We start from the raw sequence: 16,330 nt of genomic DNA on the forward strand, positions 1-16,330 counted from the left end.
CACCGATCGCGCGCAAGGACGCCGTCGCGAGGGACTCGTAGGTGCCGCAGGCACCGGTCACAGGTACTGGCAGACCTGGTCCGCGCGGCACCTGTCCGGGTCGGAGGTGGCCGCTCGATCTCGGAGCTCCGTCACAGTTCCGCGCAGCTCGGTCAGCCGGCGAATCTGCTCGTCGAGATCGGCGAGCTTGGTGTCCAGCGGGTCGCGGACGTGCTCGCACGGGGCCTGGTCGCGGTCCCGGATGTCGAGGATCTGCTTGATCTGCGCGAGGGTGAGCCCCGCAGCCTTCCCGCGGTGCACGAAGTCGACCCGGGCGACGGCCTCCGGTGGGTAGTCCCGGTAGCCGGCCGGGGTACGCCCGACCTCGGGAAGCAGCCCCTGTTCCTCGTAGAAGCGCAACGTCTTGGCGTTGGTACCGGCCGCGTCGGCGACCTCCCCGATCCGCATGATGACCTCCTGGTCCGACCGTACCTCGGCCTTCCTGCTGACTGGAAGGTTCTGGTCTGAGCGCTGAACTCGCCCCGCAGCGAGCGATGACCACCGATGGGCATCATCGTGGCGTCAAGGTGCGCTCATCTCTTCGGGCGTTCCTTCTGGCCTTCCTGGAGCAGGCGAACGACCTCCGCGATTCGCACCGGGCGTTGTTCGGGGCGGCGTTTGGTGGCATCGATCCAGCGCAGGTAGGCGTTGCGGTAGAACTGGGCGAGCGAGTCGAAGAAGGCACCGGCGTCGGGCGCCGCGTCGAGGGCGGCCGCGACGTCGGCAGCGAGGTCGCTGCGCTGGGGCCCCTCAGGGCCAAGGACCACGTCGGCCCGGTCCCCCGTGGTGAGTTGCGCATCCCGGCACCATGCGGGCCCCAGGACGAGTTCGGGGCCGTGCGCTGTCCGGTCGATCACGCCGCGCAGTCCCAGCCCGTTCAGGGTCCCGGTGACGTGATGACGCGGTTTTGTTCCCCAGGTCTCGTCGGGCTCGAACGGAACGGGCACATGGGTGCGGCCCCGGTCATCGATCCGCACGACGGTGGTGAAACGCTCTGCTCGCTCTGTTCCCACCCTGGCCACGGTACCCACCGTTCGGCGCCGCGGGTGCCCGGTTCTCATTCGTGGTCGAACCGGTATGCCGCTGTCGCTGCGGCGAGCATGGCGACCGCCCAGGTCGCGGCGATGAGAACTTCGGCGCCGTACTGGGTGATGGGTGCTCCGTCAAGGACGATCCCACGCATGGCTTCGATCGGTGAGGCGAACGGGACGGCGATCCGGGCGATGTCGGGTAGCGCTCCGGGCAGGACGTCGAGGGGCAGCATGGCGCCGGAGAGGAACATCAGGGGCATGCCGAGTCCGCTGCTGAGCTGGTTTGCGCTCGCCGGGTTGGGCATGAGGCCTGCGATGGTGAAGGCCAGGCCCATGTTGGTGAACATGACCAGGGCCAGGAGCGGGACCAGCCAGAGCAGGTTCGGCGTGATCTCCACATGTGCTCCCGCCAGTGCGCCGGCCAGGAGCATCGCGGCTCCCGTGACCACGCCCAGGATCGTATAGGTGAGCATCTGTACGGTGATGAGCAGGGGTGCGGAGACGGGGGTGACGGCCAGGCGGGTGAGCACGCCCCGGGCCTTGTAGATGGCACCCACCGCGACCGCGGTGTCCAGGAGGATGTGCGCGGCCGCGAACGCGGCCAGCCCTGGCAGGACGAAGTCGAACAGGTCGACGCGCTGCGCCCCGAACCGCCAGTCGACGTCCAGCAGGGCGTACACGATCACGTAGGTCGGGATGGCGACCATCACGAGGACGACGCCGCGGGAGCGCAGCATCATCGTGGTGCTGGTGCCGAAGAGGGTTGCGAACTGGGACCTCACGGTCGACTCCCGTTCAGCTCGTGAATCGATAGGTGCGGGCCGCCGCCACGGCGAGGATCGCCATCCAGGCGACGCCGACCAGCAACTGCGGCCCGAAGCCCGTCAGTCCCTGGCTGTGCACGGTCAGGCCGCGGATGGCCTCGATCAGGCCGGTGGTCGGGAGATACTCCGCGACGCGTTCGAGCCACGACGGGAACGCGTCGAGGGGGAACATCGCCCCGTTCAGCAGGAACAGCCAGAACATCGCGAACGTGTCCAGGGCGTTGGCGTTCATGGGGCTCCTGGTGAAGCCGGCGACGAAGAAGCCCCAGGTCTGGAGGGTCGCCGCGATCATCACCAGGACCAGGCCGACGCCCACGGCCTGCGCTCCGAGCGTGATCTCGACCCCCAGCGCCGCGGCGACGACGAGGTAGCCCAGACTGAGCGCGACGCCGATGGTGAGGCGGGGCACCACCTGCCCGATGATCACGGCGGCCGGGGAGATGGGCGTGACCGCGAGGCGTTTGAGGACGCCTGTGGCCTTGTAGGTGGCGATCTCGGAGACGAAGGCGTGGTTGTTCCCGACGGCCACCATCATGACGCCGGCGCCGGTGACCATCAGCTCGGTGAACCCGATGGAGCGCTCGCCGGTGGCGAAGTCGAGATCGGCGAACAGCGTCAGCACGCCCAGTACCACCAGCGGCACCACCAGCGCCGCGACGATGATGTCGCGGCCGCGCACCAGGTGCTTGGTGGCCGCGACCGTCATCCGCCAGATGCCCGTGGGCCGCAGGGCGCCGGCCATCCGCGGAGTGCTGGTCATCGGCAGGGTGCCGGTCATGATGGTGTCCTGCTGTTCTGACGGTCGTTGTGCAGGTCTCGCCCGGTGAGCGACAGGAAGACGTCCTCCAGGGTGCCCGGGACGACCTGCAGGCCGCGCAACTCCACGGCCTCGCGCTCGGCCCAGGCCAGCAACGCGGTGGCGGCCGCACCCGGGTCGCTGACCTGGAGCCGGTAGCTGGCCGGCCCGATACCCTCCGGACCCGAGCCGTCGGTCCTGGCGGTCAGGTCCCGCACACCGGCCAGGGTGGTGAGGTCACGGGCATCCACCGGGCGGGTGGTGGCGAAGTCGATGTGCCCGTGGCCGTCGAGGCGGGCGATCAGTCCGCGCGGGGTCTCGAGCGCCTGGATCTCGCCGTGGTCGATGATGGCGATCCGGTCCGCCAGCAGCTCCGCCTCCTCCATGTAGTGGGTGGTGAGCACGATCGTCTTGTGCTCGTCGCGGTTGAGCCGTTGCACCAGCTCCCAGAGGTTGCGACGCACCTGGGGGTCGAGGCCGGTGGTCGGCTCGTCCAGGAAGATGACGTCGGGATCGTTGACCAGGGCCGCGGCGACCGAGAAGCGGCGCTTCTGCCCGCCGGAGAGCTGCCGCACGTAGGCCTTGCGCTTGCCCAGCAGGCCCACGGTGTCCAGCAGTTCGGCCGGCGGGCGGCGCTTGGGATAGAACGAGCCGAACAGCCGCAGGATCTCCTCCAGCGTCAGCAGGCTGAAGTAGGAGTCCGCCTGGAGCTGCACGCCGATGACCTGCTTGATCCGGTCCAGGTCCTGGCGGGGATCCACACCGAGCACCCGGACGTCTCCCGACGTCGGCCGGCGGATCCCCTCGATGATCTCCAGCGCGGTGGTCTTGCCGGCCCCGTTGGGGCCGAGGAACCCGAAGATCTCGCCGCGCCGCACCTCGAAGGAGACGCCGTCCACGGCGTTGAACCGGCCTCCGCCGGGCTTCGGGTAGGTCTTGACGAGGTCGCGCACCTCGATCGCCGGGCTCATCGGCTGATCCCTCCTTGGATCGGGCTACCAATGTTAGCTTACGATGGCAACGCAGATCGTTCGCCTAGGATTCCAGAATGAGCTCATCAATTTCGGCAGCCCCCGCCGCGGCACGAGGAGCGCGAGTCCCGCTGACCCGGCGCCGGGTCCTGCGAGCAGCCCTGGACCGTATCGACCGTCACGGTGCCGGGAAGCTGACCATGCGCCTGGTGGGTGCCGATCTCGGCGTGGAGGCGGCCTCGCTCTACAAGCACGTCACCAGCAAGGACGACCTCGCGGCCGGAGTCGCCGAACTGATCTGGGAAGAGATCGCGCAGGCGGCACCACCCGACGACGACTGGGCCGCGTGGCTACGGGCGCTCGCCCATGCCATCCGCGACGTTATCCGCCGGCACCCCGGCACCGTCTCGCTCTGGGTCGGCCAATCGGTCGCACCCGTGCCCGCGCTCGAACTCTTCGACGCCCAGCTCCAGTGCTGCCGGCCCGACGCACGGGAGGAGGGGGCTCAGATCCTGCGCGTGGTCACCTCCTACGCCATCGGTTTCGCGACCAGCGAGCTCTCCTGGTTCCCGGCGCCCGGAGCGGGAGCCCTGGCCCCAGGGGCGACGACATCCGCGGCGCTCGAGTCCGACGCACAGCGCATCAGCCGCGTCGCCCGCGCCCTGCCTGCCGACGCCCCCAACCACCTGATCGACGTCGCGCTCCTCGTGTGCACCGGCGACACCACCGACATGTTCGAGACCGGGCTGGACCTCATGATCAAAGGCCTCGCCCTCCCCGGCACCGGCACGCCCCGGGCATGAGACCGACAAGCCCGTCGGCGAACCGCCACGCCACACAACCGACGCACGCCAAAGCTGATGCGCTTGACCTTCCAGTTCGGGGGAAGGTTTACCGTCGGTGCATGGAGATCGTGCTGCAGTACTTCGACGGCTGCCCGAACTGGAAGATCGCCCAGGAGCATGTCGACGTGATCGCCGCCGAGCGGCCGGACATCACGGTGACTCGTCAGCTGATCGAGACCTTGGACCAGGCCGAGCAGGTCGGGTTCCACGGTTCGCCGAGCATCCTGGTCGACGGCTCGGACCCGTTCGCCGGCCCGGACGCCGGCGTCGGCCTGGCGTGCCGCCTTTACCAGACCCCGGACGGCCCGGCCGGGTCTCCCACACTCGACCAGCTCCGCGCCGCCGTCGCCCGTGCCTGAAGCCCGCCCCTGGCCTCACCTCGATCCGGCGTCGGGGCGACTTTCTCGCGGCGTGTCGGGAGCGTCCCCACCCCGGCACAGGACGACGATCCCGGCGCGGACCCGGCCGCGGTCACCCCGCGAACGGCCCAGCTCGTACAACTTGAGACCGAGGCGAGCCGCGCCCTGTGGGAAGCCGCGGGACTTGCCGAGTGCGAGATCGCAGGAACCGACTCCCCCACCGTGGTCGTCACCGTTCTCGCAGGCGATGGCAGTCAGGACAGTCCGTACTCGGTCAGCACCACCGGGAACGACACCTGCCGTCAACGAACCTTCCCCGTCATCAGCGATGTCGCCCTGCTCGTCGAGGAACCCACGAACGCCATCACGTTCACGCCCACCAAACCCGACGACGAAGAACGCCCATGAACCGCCCACCGGTCTCAGCCAGACCCGACCCACCCGATCGGATCGCCCTCAGGCCCGAATGACCCGGACCTGGGCAGGCCAGCCGCCGGACTCACACTGCCGCGGGAAACCATCCGGTCAAGCCCGGGCCCGCATCCGCCACAGGAGCCAGACGAAGTACGGGGTGCCGATCACCGCGGAGACGAGGCCGGCCGGGATCTGCGCGGGCGCGATGACCACACGACCGACCACGTCGGCGCACACCACGAGCAGCCCGCCCAGCGCCACCGTCAGGGGAAGCATCACCGCGTGCCGCTTGCCGACGAGCATCCGCGCGGCGTGCGGAGCCACCAGCCCGACGAAAGCGATCACCCCCACACAGGCGGTCGCCGCAGCGGTCAGCAGCACGGCCAGCGCGACGACGCCGCGGCGCACCCGCGGCACCCGGACACCGAGGACCCGTGGAGTGACCTCGTCCCACTGCACCAGGTCGAGGTCGCGGCATAGCGGCACAAGCATCACGCCGGAGACGACGAGCACCACGAGCAGCGGGAGCAGCTGGGGAAACATCGCACCGTAGGTGGATCCGCCGAGCCAGGTGATCGCGGCGTTCTGGTTCCACGGATCGGTCCGGACAGCAGCAGGGTCGTCAGCGCGCTCGCGGCCGCGCCGACACCGACACCGACCAGCACCATGCGCCCCTGGTCCGCGCCGCCCCGGGCACCGAGGGTGAAGATGGCCAGCGCCGCCGCCGTCGCTCCGATCAGGGCACCCGTGAGGGTCTGCGCGAAGGAGACGGTCGAGAACACGACGATCGTGGTGACGGCGCCGAGCCCGGCCGACGCCGAGATGCCCAGCACACCGGGGTCGGCCAGCGGGTTGCGGGTGACGGCCTGCACCAGCGCGCCCGCGAGCGCGAGCGCCATGCCGGCCAGCAGCGCCGCGAGGACCCGGGGGATCCGGGTCTCGAGGATGATCTCGATCCGGACCGAGGCGATGCCCCGGAGCCAGTTGGCGACGTCGCCGAGCAGCACCGTGCGGTCGCCGAGCAGGACGCCGGCGATCACGACGCCGACCAGTACCGCCGGCACCCCGAGCAGCAGCGCCCGCGTCGCGATGGCGCTGCGGACGCCGCCGCGCATCGAGGCCAGCGCGTCGCCGGTGAGCCCGGTGCGCATGCGCTGGGCCAGCACGACCAGGAATATCGCGCCCAGGATCGAGGTGATGACCCCGGTCGGGAGAGTAACTCCGGAGACCGCGCCGAACATGGTCCGCACGAACACGTCGGCGGACAGCACGAGCGCGATCCCGGCGACCGCGCTCACCGGCACGAGCACGCGGTGGCGCCGCAGGGGCGGTACGACGCGTGCGATCATCCGCACGAGCACCGGTGCGCACAGGCCGACGAAGCCGATCGGGCCGGCCGCGCTGACCGCCGTCGTGGCCAGCAGCACTGCCACCGCTACCAGGCCGAGCCGTGTTCGCCCGACCGGGACCCCGAGCGAGCGGGCGGCGTCGTCGCCGAGCTGCAGCAGGTCCAGGCGGCGGCCGAGCAGGACGAGCGCGACCAGGCCGACCACGACGACGGGGGCCAGCAGGGTGATGGCGCGCGAGCCGTTCTGCGCGAGGGATCCCGCTCCCCAGGCGAACAGCCCCTGGGTCTCCCAGGGGAAGAGGAGCAGCAGCACCGAGGTGATGGCGGAGATACCCAGCGTGAGGGCGGAGCCGACGAGGACCAGCCGGATCGCCGAGACGCTCGACCCCGAGGAGATGGCGATCACCGTGATCGCGGCCAGCATGCCGCCCGCGAACGCCACGGCGGCACCGGACAGGACGCCCAGCGGGATGCCCGCGACGGCCACCACCGTGAGAGCCAGGTAGGCACCGGCGTTCACGGCCGTCGTGTCCGGGGAGGCCAGCGGGTTGCGGGCCACTCCTTGCATCGTGGCCCCGGCGGCACCCAGGGCGGCGCCGACAACGAGCGCGGCTAGCAGCCGCGGCACGCGCGACTGAGCGACGACCGCGGCTCCCTGGTCGGTCCCGGAGCCGGTGACGATCTGCCAGAGCTCGGCGACCGTGAGGTCGGCCGTGCCCTGGGTGAGGTGCACCACGACGGCGCCGAGCAACCACACCGCGATCGCCCCGACCGCCGCCGGCACCTTCCACCGTGCGACGACCCTCTCGGGCGGGGGTGGGACGCCGGCGGGTCCGGCGACCGGTCTGTCGAGCGTGGCGGCCGCGCCGTCGTGGTTCATCCTCAGGCTCCCAGGACCTGCACGAGGTCGTCGCTCCAGGCCATCATCGACGCGGGGCCGCCGTAGGCCCAGATGCCGACCGCGGCACGGTGCACCTCGCCCGCCTCGACGAATGCCAGGTTCTCCCACAGCGGGTTCCCGGCCATCTCAGCCTCGACCACGTCCTCCTCGTCGCCGTCGTTGCCCCAGTAGAGGAAGCGGGTGTCGTCGGGGAGCTGGGTCAGGCCTTCGAGGTCCAGGTAGGACAGGCCGAAACCGTCGTCGCCCGGGTCCTGCCAGGCAGCGGCCAGACCGATCTCGGCGGCGACCGCCTGGACCGCGCTGCGCGGACCGTGCATCCGGATCGAGAGGTTCGCCCCCTCCGCGTACGGGGAGGTCAGGACCACGGGCGTGCCGGCCAGACCGGCTGCCTCGATCTTCGCGGCGTTGGCGGCCAGGGTCTCGTCGAGCTCGACGAGCATGTCCTCGGCCTCGGCCTCCTTGCCCACCAGTGTGGCGACGGTACGGAACTCGTCCGTGATCGTGCCCAGCGGGTCCTCGGCGTCGGCGCTGGCCATGATCGCTACCGGGGCGATACGTTCCATCTGTTCCATCGCCTCCTCGGGGATGGAGTTCGATCCGCCGATGATGAGGTCCGGCTCGAGGTCGGCGACCGCCTCGATGCTCGGCTCACGACGCACCCCGACGTCCTCGGGGTCCGTGTCCAGCGGGGCGCCGGCCCCCACCCAGCTCTCGTAGCCGGCCGGGTCGGCCATGCCGATCAGGTCGACGCCGAGGGTCGTCACCATCTCGGCCTGGTTCCACTCGAGGGCGACGACGCGTTCCGCCGGCCCGTCCTCCAGCACGACCTCCTCGCCCCGGGCGTCGGTGACGGTGACGGGTTCGGCCTCGACCGCCGCCTCGGTGCCTTCGGCGCCGGTCTCGGGTACGGCTGCCTCGTCGGTCGTCCCGCAAGCCGTGAGTGCCAGACCCACCAGCAGCGCGGTCGACAGGGCACGAGCAGTTCTCATTCGTTCTTCTCCTTCTGGTCGAGGCCGTTCTTGGCCGTTCAGGCGTCGGCCGTCGCGGTCCGTCGCCGCAGCAGCTGCCGCGGTACGTGCACTCGTGGCACGCGGTCTTCGGCCTGGAGATCGACGACGATGTCGATCTCGAAGACCTCACTGAGCAGTTCGCCGCGCAGCGCCCGCGCGGGTACGTCGTCCGCGACCACGTGCCCGCGGCTCAGCACGACCACCCGGTCGGCGAGCGCGGCGGCCTGGTTGAGGTCGTGCAGCACGGCGCCGACGGCGATGCCGTGGTCGTCGGCCAGCTCACGGATCAGCTCGAGCACCTCGACCTGGTAGCGCAGGTCGAGATGGTTGGTCGGCTCGTCGAGCAGCAGCACGTCGGTGTCCTGGGCCAGGGCGCCGGCGATCCACACCCGCTGGAGCTGCCCTCCGGAGAGCTCGTCGATCAGGTCCGAGGCACGGTCGGTCAGTCGCGTCAGGTGCAGCGCGTACTCGATCCGCTCCGCTCCGCCTGGGTCGCTCCCCCGCCACCGCGAGCGGTGTGGGTGACGGCCGAACTCGACGGCGTCGCGCACCGTGACGCCCACCGGCGTCGGCCGGCTCTGGGCGAGCATCGCGACCTCACGGGCGAACTCCCGGGCGCCGAGGTCACCTGCGTCCCGGCCGTCACGCAGGGTGACCGCGCCCGTCCGCAGCCGTTGCAGCCGGGCGATCCCGCGCAACAGCGTCGACTTGCCGGATCCGTTGGGCCCGACCAGCGCGGTCACCCGTCCCGGGGCGAGCGCGATCTCCGCCCGGTGGACGACGTCGTCGCCGCCGTAGGCGATCGAGACCCCTCGGGCGTGCAGCCACAGGTCCGGACCGTTCAGCTCGACCACGACACCCTCCTCACTATTGGTTAGCCTTACCTAACTAGATTGACGCGAGGTGGGCTCACAGTTCTCAACCTGCGAGACGGCCTCGGCCTCATCACCGGCGCCTCGGCCATGGGTGTGCTCTGTTCGCCGCGGCAGGCGGGCCACGGAAGTGTCCACGGCTTCCTCGGACGCGTCGAGCGTGGCGGTGGTCCACGCGACCGCTTCGGGCCCGACTCCAGGGCCGATGGCGTGCCACGTGTTCACCGCTTATGTCTTCTTGCACCGATAGGCTCGTCATGTGTGGCGACGCCGGGAAGGGGCGTGATGTCGGAAGTTTTCTGGCCGTCGGTGGGGATCGCGGTCGCAATCGTCGTTGTCAGTGTTCCGGTCATGTGGCTGGTCGCGGTCTTCGCCGCGAAGGTGCTGCGCTGGCCCTCACGCAAGACCGTCGAACGCTGGGCCCGCAGCGCGGAGAGGAACCCGAACGCGGACGGCCCGATGACGCCCCTGCTCTTCACGGTCCTGTTCCTGGGGCTCGCCCTCCCGCTCAACGTCGGCACCGCGCTGCTGTGGCACTTCGACGCGCCGACGAAACTCCCGGAGTACACCGGCCACGTCGTCGAGACCGGCACGTGTGAGCACGGGGCACTGGAGCTGTGGTGGCTGTACCGGTGCGAGGCACTCGTGGAGGTCACCGACCGCGAGGTCGCGGAACGGCCCGCCGGGACCGGGCCGGGACTGCCCGAGCCGCCCCAGGAGCCGGCGTGGGTGGAACTGCTCGCCCGGGAGCCGGTGCGCGCCGGGGCGGCGGTCGGCCTGGAGACCGAGTTCGACGACGACGGCGAGATCGTGCGGGACTGGGGCCTGACCTCGGAGGCCGACCGCCCGACCCCGATCGCGGGCGTCCTGGCGGGGACCGCCGTCGCGCTCGCCCTGTCGATCCCGGTAGGTCTCTGGTGGCGCCGCTCCCGCCCCCGAGCACGGATGACCGGCACCACCGGCAAGCCCGCGCCATCGGCCGGCACGCCGGTCTGGACCGAGGACGAGAACGAGTACCGGATCGAGGTACGCGCCAAGCGGCTGTCCATGGCCGCGCTCACGTGGCTCATTGTTCTCGGCGCCGTGATCGGTGCGGCCATCCTGCTGGCGCCGCTCATCGCACTCCAGACGGAGACCGGGATCGAACTGGGTCGTCGTGAGATCGTGCTGGTGGGCCTGCTGGTCGGTATCCCGATCGCGGGCGCCTTCCTCCTCGCTCTGCGCCACGGCATCGCGACCCACCGCGTGGAGATCACGCCCCAGGGAGTGCGCATCGCCTCGACCCAGGACTCTTTCGAGTGGACGTGGACACAGATCGACCGGCTCACCGTCCGCACGGACAGCGACTACGCCCGCGTCGGCATCAGATCCCCGCTCCACGGCAGCTTCACCCTCATGATCGGCGTCATGAACCGCGGGCGAGGCACCTCGGAACTGCCCTACCCCCTGCGCGATCTCGTCGTCGACCAGGGCTTCACCGAACAGCTCCCACCGACCAACGCCCCCGGCCTCCATCGCTTCACCTCCACAGGCGGCGGCCGCGGATCGGCACGCTAGTGTCCTGGGCCTGAGATTCGGGGTGGAGGTCTGTTGCGGTTCGTCGCGAACCGCAATCGTGTGTCGGTCGGTGTCGGCGAACCGCAGCCTGCGCCCGCCCAGCGCCGTCGAGCCGCAGCCTGCGTCTGCCGACCACGGTCGAGCCGCAGGGACACGCCGACAATTCCTAGTGTTGTCGGCGTGTCGCTGCGGCTCGGCGACGGAAACCGTCCTCGAGCTGCGGTTCGGCCGACATCGGTGAACTCAGGGTGCGGCTCGGCCGACACCAGCGAACTCAAGCTGCGGCTCGGCCGACACCAGCGAACTCAGAGTGCGGCTCGGGCAGAGGGAATCGCTGCGCGGCTGCGGTTGGACCCGTGGTGTCTGCATGCTGCTGCGGTTCGCCGGAGACAGCCCGGCATGAGGTTGCGGTTCGCGACGAAGCGCAACCGACTTCCATAACGGATCTCAGGCGCAGGACAGTAGCGAGCGATGCCACCGACGCCGACCCTGGTTGAAGTGCCGGACGGCAAGCACGACCGCGAGCGCACCGCTGACGACGACCGTCGCGAGATGCGCGACCAGGTACGCGGGGTTGAGTTGCACTCCTGGAGTGGTCAGCAGGTGCCCGGACCATGCGGCGAGCCCGTATCCGGCCTGGTCAGCCGGCCATCCATACCCACACGCCCTTCCTCTTCGTCGCGCCGGGCCACGGCCCCGTCCGTCGGGGCCGCCGAGCAGCAGCCGGATCCGCACGTCCTGGTCGGCTAGCCTGATCAGCTCCGATGTGAGGTCCATCACCTGCGCTCCGCCCACTCCACATCGACGGGCATCCGGCCCTCCGCCTCACGCCAGGACTCCGCCCACGACCGGGCCGCCTCGACACCGGCGAGCACGTGCCTCTCGGTGGGCGGCCGCAGCGCGACCGCCGGCCGGGCATCGTCACCGCCGTCAGATGAACGCGGCGATGGTGGGTTCGGATTGGACGAAGTCCGTCGCGACAGCAGAAGTGTCCGGCTCGCGCTTCGATTGCGCGGTTCGGGTCTCTACGACACCGGATGTCCGGAAGGGCCTTCGACGGCTGCCAGGAACAGATCGACGTGACTCGCCGGATTGTCGCCGGGAAACATGACGCCATCCTTCTCGTGTCGGCGCCGCGCCTTCTGTGCTCGCTTGGACGCGGTGGCACGTCGCGCGACGAGGTGCGCTGCGTCGACATGCTTGCCGTTGACCCCGTCCATCGCCTGCGCTGCCTTCACCGCCTCAGCGGTGGTGAGGAAGCCGCCGAGGTCACGGTCGTGGAGCAGCAACCAGGCTTCGAAGCACGGGTTCGAGAATGCAAGATGGACCTTTGCATGCCGAGCGGCCAGCGCGACAACCTCGACCAGCCTGGGATGCCGTCGAGGTGCCTCGACGTCCATGAGGCACCAGACCTCGTCGACGTCGCGGTCGCGCGCCTGCTCGATCGCTCCCTCGACGAGGGGGTACGGCACGGTGTGTGCGGGTGCGATCTTGATGGAGAGAGCGGTGTTCGCGCGCACGTGGTCGAGCCGCTTGAGTGCGTTGACGTACGCCGGTTCGGTGACCTCACCCTCGGTCCACACGACCATGACGCGGCGTGGAGCCTTTCTTGCGCTGGTGCGCGACAGCGACTGCTTGCGGGCCATCGGCGCTCAGCCCGCGAGACCGAGCGAGCGCAGCCGGGTGGGGTCGATCTCAGGGATCGCTCCGTACCGGCCGTGCAGGTAAGCGGACTCCAGGTTCGCCGACTTGCGCACACGCTCGCCGGCGAAGTCGGCGAGCGCGCCGAGCTCGGTCGAGCCGTCGGGACGCTTCTGGGTCAACCAGACCTCGTCGCGGTTGAGGTGGGCCAGCAGGCTGGTGTCGTGGGTGGAGAAGATCAGCTGGGCGCCGCGGGGATTGGTCCGCCGGTCGTGGAAGATCTTGACGAGCTCTGCGGACAGGACCGGGTGGAGGCTGGCGTCGAGTTCGTCGAAGACGACGGGCGCACCGGCGTTCAGGGCATCCAGGACAGGGGCGAGGAGAGCGAACCAGGTCCGAGTGCCTTCGGACTCCTGAGAGAGCTCCAGGGGAATCGATCCCTGAGCGGTCTCGTGGAGCAGTACCGGTCGTCGCCGCGTGGCGGTGCGGAGGTCCCGGTTCGGCGAACCTTCCTTGCTCTCCACGACGACATCAGCGATTCCGAGATCGGCAAGGCGAAGCAGGTCCAGTGCCTGCACTCGGCGGCCCGCAGAGGTCTCGCCGAAGAGATCTTGCTGGTCTGGTTCCTTGGGCGAGATGTCGAAAAGTCGTGTCGTAGGCCCGCTACTCATTGGCGTGACAACGGTCCGGCTGCGATTCGGAAGCTTGCCGAATGCTTCGGTCCGGGTGAACGCCTGAGCGAACCGGGCCGCGACCGGCATTTCAAAGCGGCGCGCGAGCGAGAGCAGGAGCGTCGTCGGCGTGAGTAGCTCGACGAACGGGCCACCGTTACCCAGGCTGCGGTGGAACACGACGTCGTCGCCCACCCGTTCGAAGACTCGGCGGGCACGGCCCTCCGGGTAGTGGTGGAGTTCCTCGCGCACGACACCCGCCCGGGTGAGTTCCAGCAAGTATTCGAACCTGATCCCGTTGACGACGAAGTCGACCGTGAACTCCGTCGGTGTGTCCCTCCGATCGTCGAAGGCGAACGGGTCGACGGGAATGTCGTCGTCCCATGCCTTGAGGGAGTCACGTACTGCATCGACCAGCCAGACGAGCGCCGCGAGGACGTTGGACTTGCCCGAGGCATTCGGTCCATAGATGGCGGCACGGGTGAGCAGGTGCTCACCGAGGCTCGGCATCTCATGGGCGGCCTCGCGTTCGGTATCGATCGCGACGAGCGAGAGCTCGACCGGCTCGGCGATCGACCGGAAGTTCCTGACCTCGAAGCGCGCGAGCATGCCTCGATGCTAGCCGATCTGAAGCAGGATCGACACGGATTCTGCCAACGTCATGCGCGATGGACGGTCTGCGTGCTCAAAATCTGCAGGAAGCGTGCGTGGTGTCGGTCCCTGGAGTACCGCATGGGAGGCGCACTCCCTGTTCTACGGTCGGACTGCCACCCGGTAGCAGGTGGGCAATCGTCGCGTTCACTCCTGCGGGCGGAGCCGTTTCGGGAGCGCCGCGACCACCATGCCGTAAGAGATGTCGACCAGCTCACGCAGCGCCCAGCTCACGCAGCGCCCAGGGCGCGCGGCAGTACGGGCGCTAGGTCCGCTACCGGCTTCAGGCGAAGTGCTCGTTCAGGACCGCCCGGTAGGTCTCGGCTGCCGACAGGTAGCGCTCGCCGCCCGCGTCGGTGATTGCGAGGAAGTTCGAGCGGCGGTCGAAGCCGCACTCCGCGCGCTCCACGAACCCGGCCTTTTCCAGGCGGGTGACGGTCCGTGAGAAGGCACTCTGACTGAGGTGCATCTCGGCCTCGAGATCCTTCATCTTCACCTTGCCCTTGTCCGGCCCGCAGCACCGGCAGAGCGTCTTGAGCAGCTCGAAGTCACTCAGGCCGAGGCCATGACCGGCCTGGAGCTCGTGCTCCAGCTCGTTCGAAACGGCGTGGTAGGTGCGGAGCATCTCGGACCACCGAGCGTCCACGCCGACCTCGGATGCAGCCTCCATGGCGGGGACGTTACCATGCCCGCACATCTCATGTCCACGCATTTTATGCGTTGACATCACATGCACGCGCATTTATGTTGCCACCATGGCGCTCACCGAAACAAGAACTCCGGGCACCCCGGTCCCGGAACCCGCTGATCACGCGACGCCCGCCCCGAAGCCCTGGGGGCCGCGACTGTGGGCCGTGCTCTTCGTCGCCGGCCTGGCCATGTTCCTCGACGCGCTCGACGTGTCCATGGTCGGCGTCGCACTTCCGTCGATCGGCGCCGAACTCGGCCTCGAAACGACCTCGCTCCAATGGATCGTCAACGGCTACATCCTCGGCTACGGCGGCCTGCTCCTGCTCGGCGGGCGGATGGCCGATCTCCTTGGCCGACGGCCGGTGTTCCTCACCGCACTCGTCGTGTTCGGCGCTGCCTCGCTCGTGGGCGGTCTCGTTGACAACGAGGCTCTGCTGATCGCGTCGCGCGTCGTCAAGGGCGTCGCCGCCGCGTTCACCGCCCCGGCCGCCCTGTCGATCATCACCACGACCTTCTCCGAGGGCCACGACCGCAACAAGGCCCTGTCGATCTTCACGGTCTTCGGCGCCACCGGTTACGCGTCGGGCCTCATCGCCTCCGGCGCCCTGACCAGCATCGACTGGCGCCTGACGTTCTTCGCGCCGGTCGCCGTCGTCGTCCTGGTGACCATCGCCGCGTTCATCGTGGTCCCTCGGACCTCCCGGCCGGCGGGAGGCCACATCGACTTCGCCGGTGCCATCACCCTCACCGGCGGGATGCTCGCAGCGGTCTACACCATCGTGACCGTCCCCGAGACCGGGTTCACCCCGCTGGTCACCGTGGCCGCGGTAGGGGCAGCCATCCTCCTCGGCGCGTTCCTCGTGCTCGAGAACCGGGTCCGCGAGCCACTGGTGCGGCTGGGGATCTTCCGGATCAGGTCGATCGTCCGGGCCAACCTGGCCGCGCTCGCGATCTTCGGCTCCTACATCTCGTTCCAGACGATCGTCACCCTGTACCTGCAGAACACGCTCCAGTGGGCGCCGATCCAGATGGCGCTCGCCCTGGCCCCGGCCGGCATCATCGTCGCGATCCTGTCGCCCCTCGCGGGCCGGTTCATCGACCGTTTCGGCACGACGCCGATGATCGTCACCTCGATGGCGGCGTTCGTCCTCGGCTATCTGTGGTTCATCCTGCGCGGCGACTCGGCCGAGCCGTCCTACCTCACCGACTACCTTCCGGCGTTCGCGCTGCTGGGCCTGGGTTTCGCGCTCGGCTTCTCGTCGGTGATGGTCCAGGCCACCGAGGGCATCGCCGACGACGAGCAGGGCCTGGCCTCAGGCCTGGTCCAGACCTCCGGCCAGATCGGCGGAGCCGTCGTCCTCGCGGTCGTCACCGCCCTGATCTCGGGCGGTGCCGCCACGTCGATCACCCAGTACCAGCCAGGGTTGTACATGGTGACCGCGGTGGCGGGGGCCGGGCTGATCGCCAGCGCGACCGCACTCCTCGGCCGCCGCCCCGCTCTCAGCCCCGCCCGGTAAACCGAGGGGCAAGGCGCGCGCCCGCCCGATCGAGGCGCCCGGCCCAATCAGCGTGGTCGCGGATCGCAGGCTCAGCCAGGGCTGGTGCGCGTTCCTCGATGTGAGCGAGGAGTCGTTCGACGTCGTGCCCGGCGGCCTCGGTTCTGCGCAGTTCGGTGCACAAGGATTCTCTGCACTGTGCAGGTGATGGATG

Annotated in this window: 19 protein-coding genes; 5 read left to right on the forward strand and 14 right to left on the reverse strand. The window is 69.6% G+C overall.

The genetic code is table 11. From position 1 onward, the window contains the following. Window positions 1–57 precede the first annotated feature (57 nt). From ACYVK5_RS07620 to ACYVK5_RS07640, 5 genes are all read right to left on the reverse strand, one after another. Entirely contained in the window at window positions 58–447 is a 390-nt protein-coding gene (locus ACYVK5_RS07620) for a heavy metal-responsive transcriptional regulator (RefSeq protein WP_460703466.1), read from the reverse strand. Between the two features lie 125 nt (window positions 448–572). Then, window positions 573–1,052, reverse strand: a complete 480-nt coding sequence (locus tag ACYVK5_RS07625) for a YdeI/OmpD-associated family protein (RefSeq protein WP_460703468.1) — start codon at window positions 1,050–1,052, stop codon at window positions 573–575. Between the two features lie 44 nt (window positions 1,053–1,096). Further along, window positions 1,097–1,852: an ABC transporter permease gene (locus ACYVK5_RS07630; protein ID WP_460703470.1), complete on the reverse strand. Its 756-nt coding sequence runs from the start codon at window positions 1,850–1,852 to the stop codon at window positions 1,097–1,099. A 13-nt stretch (window positions 1,853–1,865) separates the two neighbouring features. Further along, window positions 1,866–2,672, reverse strand: coding sequence for an ABC transporter permease (locus ACYVK5_RS07635; protein WP_460703472.1), 807 nt, complete (start codon window positions 2,670–2,672; stop codon window positions 1,866–1,868). Further along, a complete protein-coding gene (locus tag ACYVK5_RS07640) occupies window positions 2,669–3,661 on the reverse strand; it encodes an ABC transporter ATP-binding protein (RefSeq protein ID WP_460703474.1) in 993 nt (330 codons plus the stop codon). Before ACYVK5_RS07640 ends, ACYVK5_RS07635 begins: the two co-directional genes overlap by 4 nt. Window positions 3,662–3,738: 77 nt before the next feature. On the opposite strand from ACYVK5_RS07640, the gene ACYVK5_RS07645 reads away from it, so the two are divergent. The 3 genes from ACYVK5_RS07645 (at window position 3,739) to ACYVK5_RS07655 (ending at window position 5,273) form a co-directional block, all read left to right on the forward strand. After that, complete coding sequence (locus ACYVK5_RS07645; RefSeq protein ID WP_460703476.1) at window positions 3,739–4,464, forward strand: TetR/AcrR family transcriptional regulator; 726 nt, start codon at window positions 3,739–3,741, stop codon at window positions 4,462–4,464. A 101-nt stretch (window positions 4,465–4,565) separates the two neighbouring features. Continuing rightward, window positions 4,566–4,865 (forward strand): thioredoxin family protein, encoded by a 300-nt coding sequence (locus tag ACYVK5_RS07650; protein ID WP_460703478.1) that lies wholly within the window; start codon window positions 4,566–4,568, stop codon window positions 4,863–4,865. A 222-nt stretch (window positions 4,866–5,087) separates the two neighbouring features. Beyond that, entirely contained in the window at window positions 5,088–5,273 is a 186-nt protein-coding gene (locus ACYVK5_RS07655; protein WP_460703480.1) for a hypothetical protein, read from the forward strand. Window positions 5,274–5,390: 117 nt separating this feature from the next. Here ACYVK5_RS07655 and ACYVK5_RS07660 read toward each other — a convergent pair whose 3' ends face one another. Genes ACYVK5_RS07660 through ACYVK5_RS07675 form a run of 4 tightly spaced genes read right to left on the reverse strand, consistent with a single transcriptional unit; the run spans window position 5,391 to window position 9,392 of the window. Next, complete coding sequence (locus tag ACYVK5_RS07660) at window positions 5,391–5,822, reverse strand: iron chelate uptake ABC transporter family permease subunit (RefSeq protein WP_460703482.1); 432 nt, start codon at window positions 5,820–5,822, stop codon at window positions 5,391–5,393. Next, window positions 5,771–7,507: an iron ABC transporter permease gene (locus ACYVK5_RS07665; protein WP_460703484.1), complete on the reverse strand. Its 1,737-nt coding sequence runs from the start codon at window positions 7,505–7,507 to the stop codon at window positions 5,771–5,773. The genes ACYVK5_RS07660 and ACYVK5_RS07665 overlap by 52 nt, the downstream gene beginning before the upstream one ends. Window positions 7,508–7,509: 2 nt before the next feature. Next, complete coding sequence (locus ACYVK5_RS07670; protein WP_460703486.1) at window positions 7,510–8,517, reverse strand: ABC transporter substrate-binding protein; 1,008 nt, start codon at window positions 8,515–8,517, stop codon at window positions 7,510–7,512. A gap of 38 nt (window positions 8,518–8,555) precedes the next feature. Then, window positions 8,556–9,392 (reverse strand): ABC transporter ATP-binding protein, encoded by an 837-nt coding sequence (locus ACYVK5_RS07675; RefSeq protein ID WP_460703488.1) that lies wholly within the window; start codon window positions 9,390–9,392, stop codon window positions 8,556–8,558. Between the two features lie 303 nt (window positions 9,393–9,695). Between ACYVK5_RS07675 and ACYVK5_RS07680 the strand changes: the two genes are divergently transcribed. Further along, window positions 9,696–10,967, forward strand: coding sequence for a hypothetical protein (locus ACYVK5_RS07680; protein ID WP_460703489.1), 1,272 nt, complete (start codon window positions 9,696–9,698; stop codon window positions 10,965–10,967). Window positions 10,968–11,414: 447 nt separating this feature from the next. On the opposite strand, the gene ACYVK5_RS07685 is transcribed toward ACYVK5_RS07680, so the two are convergent. From ACYVK5_RS07685 to ACYVK5_RS07705, 5 genes are all read right to left on the reverse strand, one after another. Continuing rightward, on the reverse strand, window positions 11,415–11,744 hold the full coding sequence (locus ACYVK5_RS07685) for a hypothetical protein (protein WP_460703491.1): 330 nt from the start codon (window positions 11,742–11,744) through the stop codon (window positions 11,415–11,417). Then, window positions 11,744–11,953 carry a DUF3322 domain-containing protein gene (locus tag ACYVK5_RS07690; protein ID WP_460703585.1) on the reverse strand — a complete coding sequence of 70 codons (210 nt, stop codon included), beginning with the start codon at window positions 11,951–11,953 and terminating at the stop codon, window positions 11,744–11,746. Before ACYVK5_RS07690 ends, ACYVK5_RS07685 begins: the two co-directional genes overlap by 1 nt. Window positions 11,954–11,992: 39 nt before the next feature. Beyond that, window positions 11,993–12,613, reverse strand: a complete 621-nt coding sequence (locus ACYVK5_RS07695; RefSeq protein WP_460703493.1) for an RloB family protein — start codon at window positions 12,611–12,613, stop codon at window positions 11,993–11,995. Window positions 12,614–12,619: 6 nt separating this feature from the next. After that, the gene (locus tag ACYVK5_RS07700; RefSeq protein ID WP_460703495.1) at window positions 12,620–13,888 is read right to left on the reverse strand and encodes an AAA family ATPase; all 1,269 of its coding nucleotides are present in this window, start codon (window positions 13,886–13,888) and stop codon (window positions 12,620–12,622) included. Between the two features lie 325 nt (window positions 13,889–14,213). Continuing rightward, window positions 14,214–14,600 (reverse strand): MarR family winged helix-turn-helix transcriptional regulator, encoded by a 387-nt coding sequence (locus ACYVK5_RS07705; RefSeq protein ID WP_460703497.1) that lies wholly within the window; start codon window positions 14,598–14,600, stop codon window positions 14,214–14,216. Window positions 14,601–14,685: 85 nt separating this feature from the next. Between ACYVK5_RS07705 and ACYVK5_RS07710 the strand changes: the two genes are divergently transcribed. Beyond that, window positions 14,686–16,137: an MFS transporter gene (locus tag ACYVK5_RS07710; RefSeq protein WP_460703499.1), complete on the forward strand. Its 1,452-nt coding sequence runs from the start codon at window positions 14,686–14,688 to the stop codon at window positions 16,135–16,137. Window positions 16,138–16,330: the final 193 nt, after the last annotated feature.

Source organism: Myceligenerans halotolerans (assembly GCF_054782975.1).

Excerpts from the sequence above, each read along its gene's own strand:
- ACYVK5_RS07620 (WP_460703466.1), bottom strand. The coding sequence starts at position 447 with ATGCGGATCGGGGAGGTCGCCGACGCGGCCGGTACCAACGCCAAGACG.
- ACYVK5_RS07685 (WP_460703491.1), bottom strand. The coding sequence starts at position 11,744 with ATGGACCTCACATCGGAGCTGATCAGGCTAGCCGACCAGGACGTGCGG.
- ACYVK5_RS07635 (WP_460703472.1), bottom strand. The coding sequence starts at position 2,672 with ATGACCGGCACCCTGCCGATGACCAGCACTCCGCGGATGGCCGGCGCC.
- ACYVK5_RS07660 (WP_460703482.1), bottom strand. The coding sequence starts at position 5,822 with ATGTTTCCCCAGCTGCTCCCGCTGCTCGTGGTGCTCGTCGTCTCCGGC.
- ACYVK5_RS07710 (WP_460703499.1), top strand. The coding sequence starts at position 14,686 with ATGGCGCTCACCGAAACAAGAACTCCGGGCACCCCGGTCCCGGAACCC.
- ACYVK5_RS07640 (WP_460703474.1), bottom strand. The coding sequence starts at position 3,661 with ATGAGCCCGGCGATCGAGGTGCGCGACCTCGTCAAGACCTACCCGAAG.
- ACYVK5_RS07670 (WP_460703486.1), bottom strand. The coding sequence starts at position 8,517 with ATGAGAACTGCTCGTGCCCTGTCGACCGCGCTGCTGGTGGGTCTGGCA.
- ACYVK5_RS07665 (WP_460703484.1), bottom strand. The coding sequence starts at position 7,507 with ATGAACCACGACGGCGCGGCCGCCACGCTCGACAGACCGGTCGCCGGA.
- ACYVK5_RS07705 (WP_460703497.1), bottom strand. The coding sequence starts at position 14,600 with ATGGAGGCTGCATCCGAGGTCGGCGTGGACGCTCGGTGGTCCGAGATG.
- ACYVK5_RS07695 (WP_460703493.1), bottom strand. The coding sequence starts at position 12,613 with ATGGCCCGCAAGCAGTCGCTGTCGCGCACCAGCGCAAGAAAGGCTCCA.
- ACYVK5_RS07650 (WP_460703478.1), top strand. The coding sequence starts at position 4,566 with ATGGAGATCGTGCTGCAGTACTTCGACGGCTGCCCGAACTGGAAGATC.
- ACYVK5_RS07680 (WP_460703489.1), top strand. The coding sequence starts at position 9,696 with ATGTCGGAAGTTTTCTGGCCGTCGGTGGGGATCGCGGTCGCAATCGTC.
- ACYVK5_RS07645 (WP_460703476.1), top strand. The coding sequence starts at position 3,739 with ATGAGCTCATCAATTTCGGCAGCCCCCGCCGCGGCACGAGGAGCGCGA.
- ACYVK5_RS07700 (WP_460703495.1), bottom strand. The coding sequence starts at position 13,888 with ATGCTCGCGCGCTTCGAGGTCAGGAACTTCCGGTCGATCGCCGAGCCG.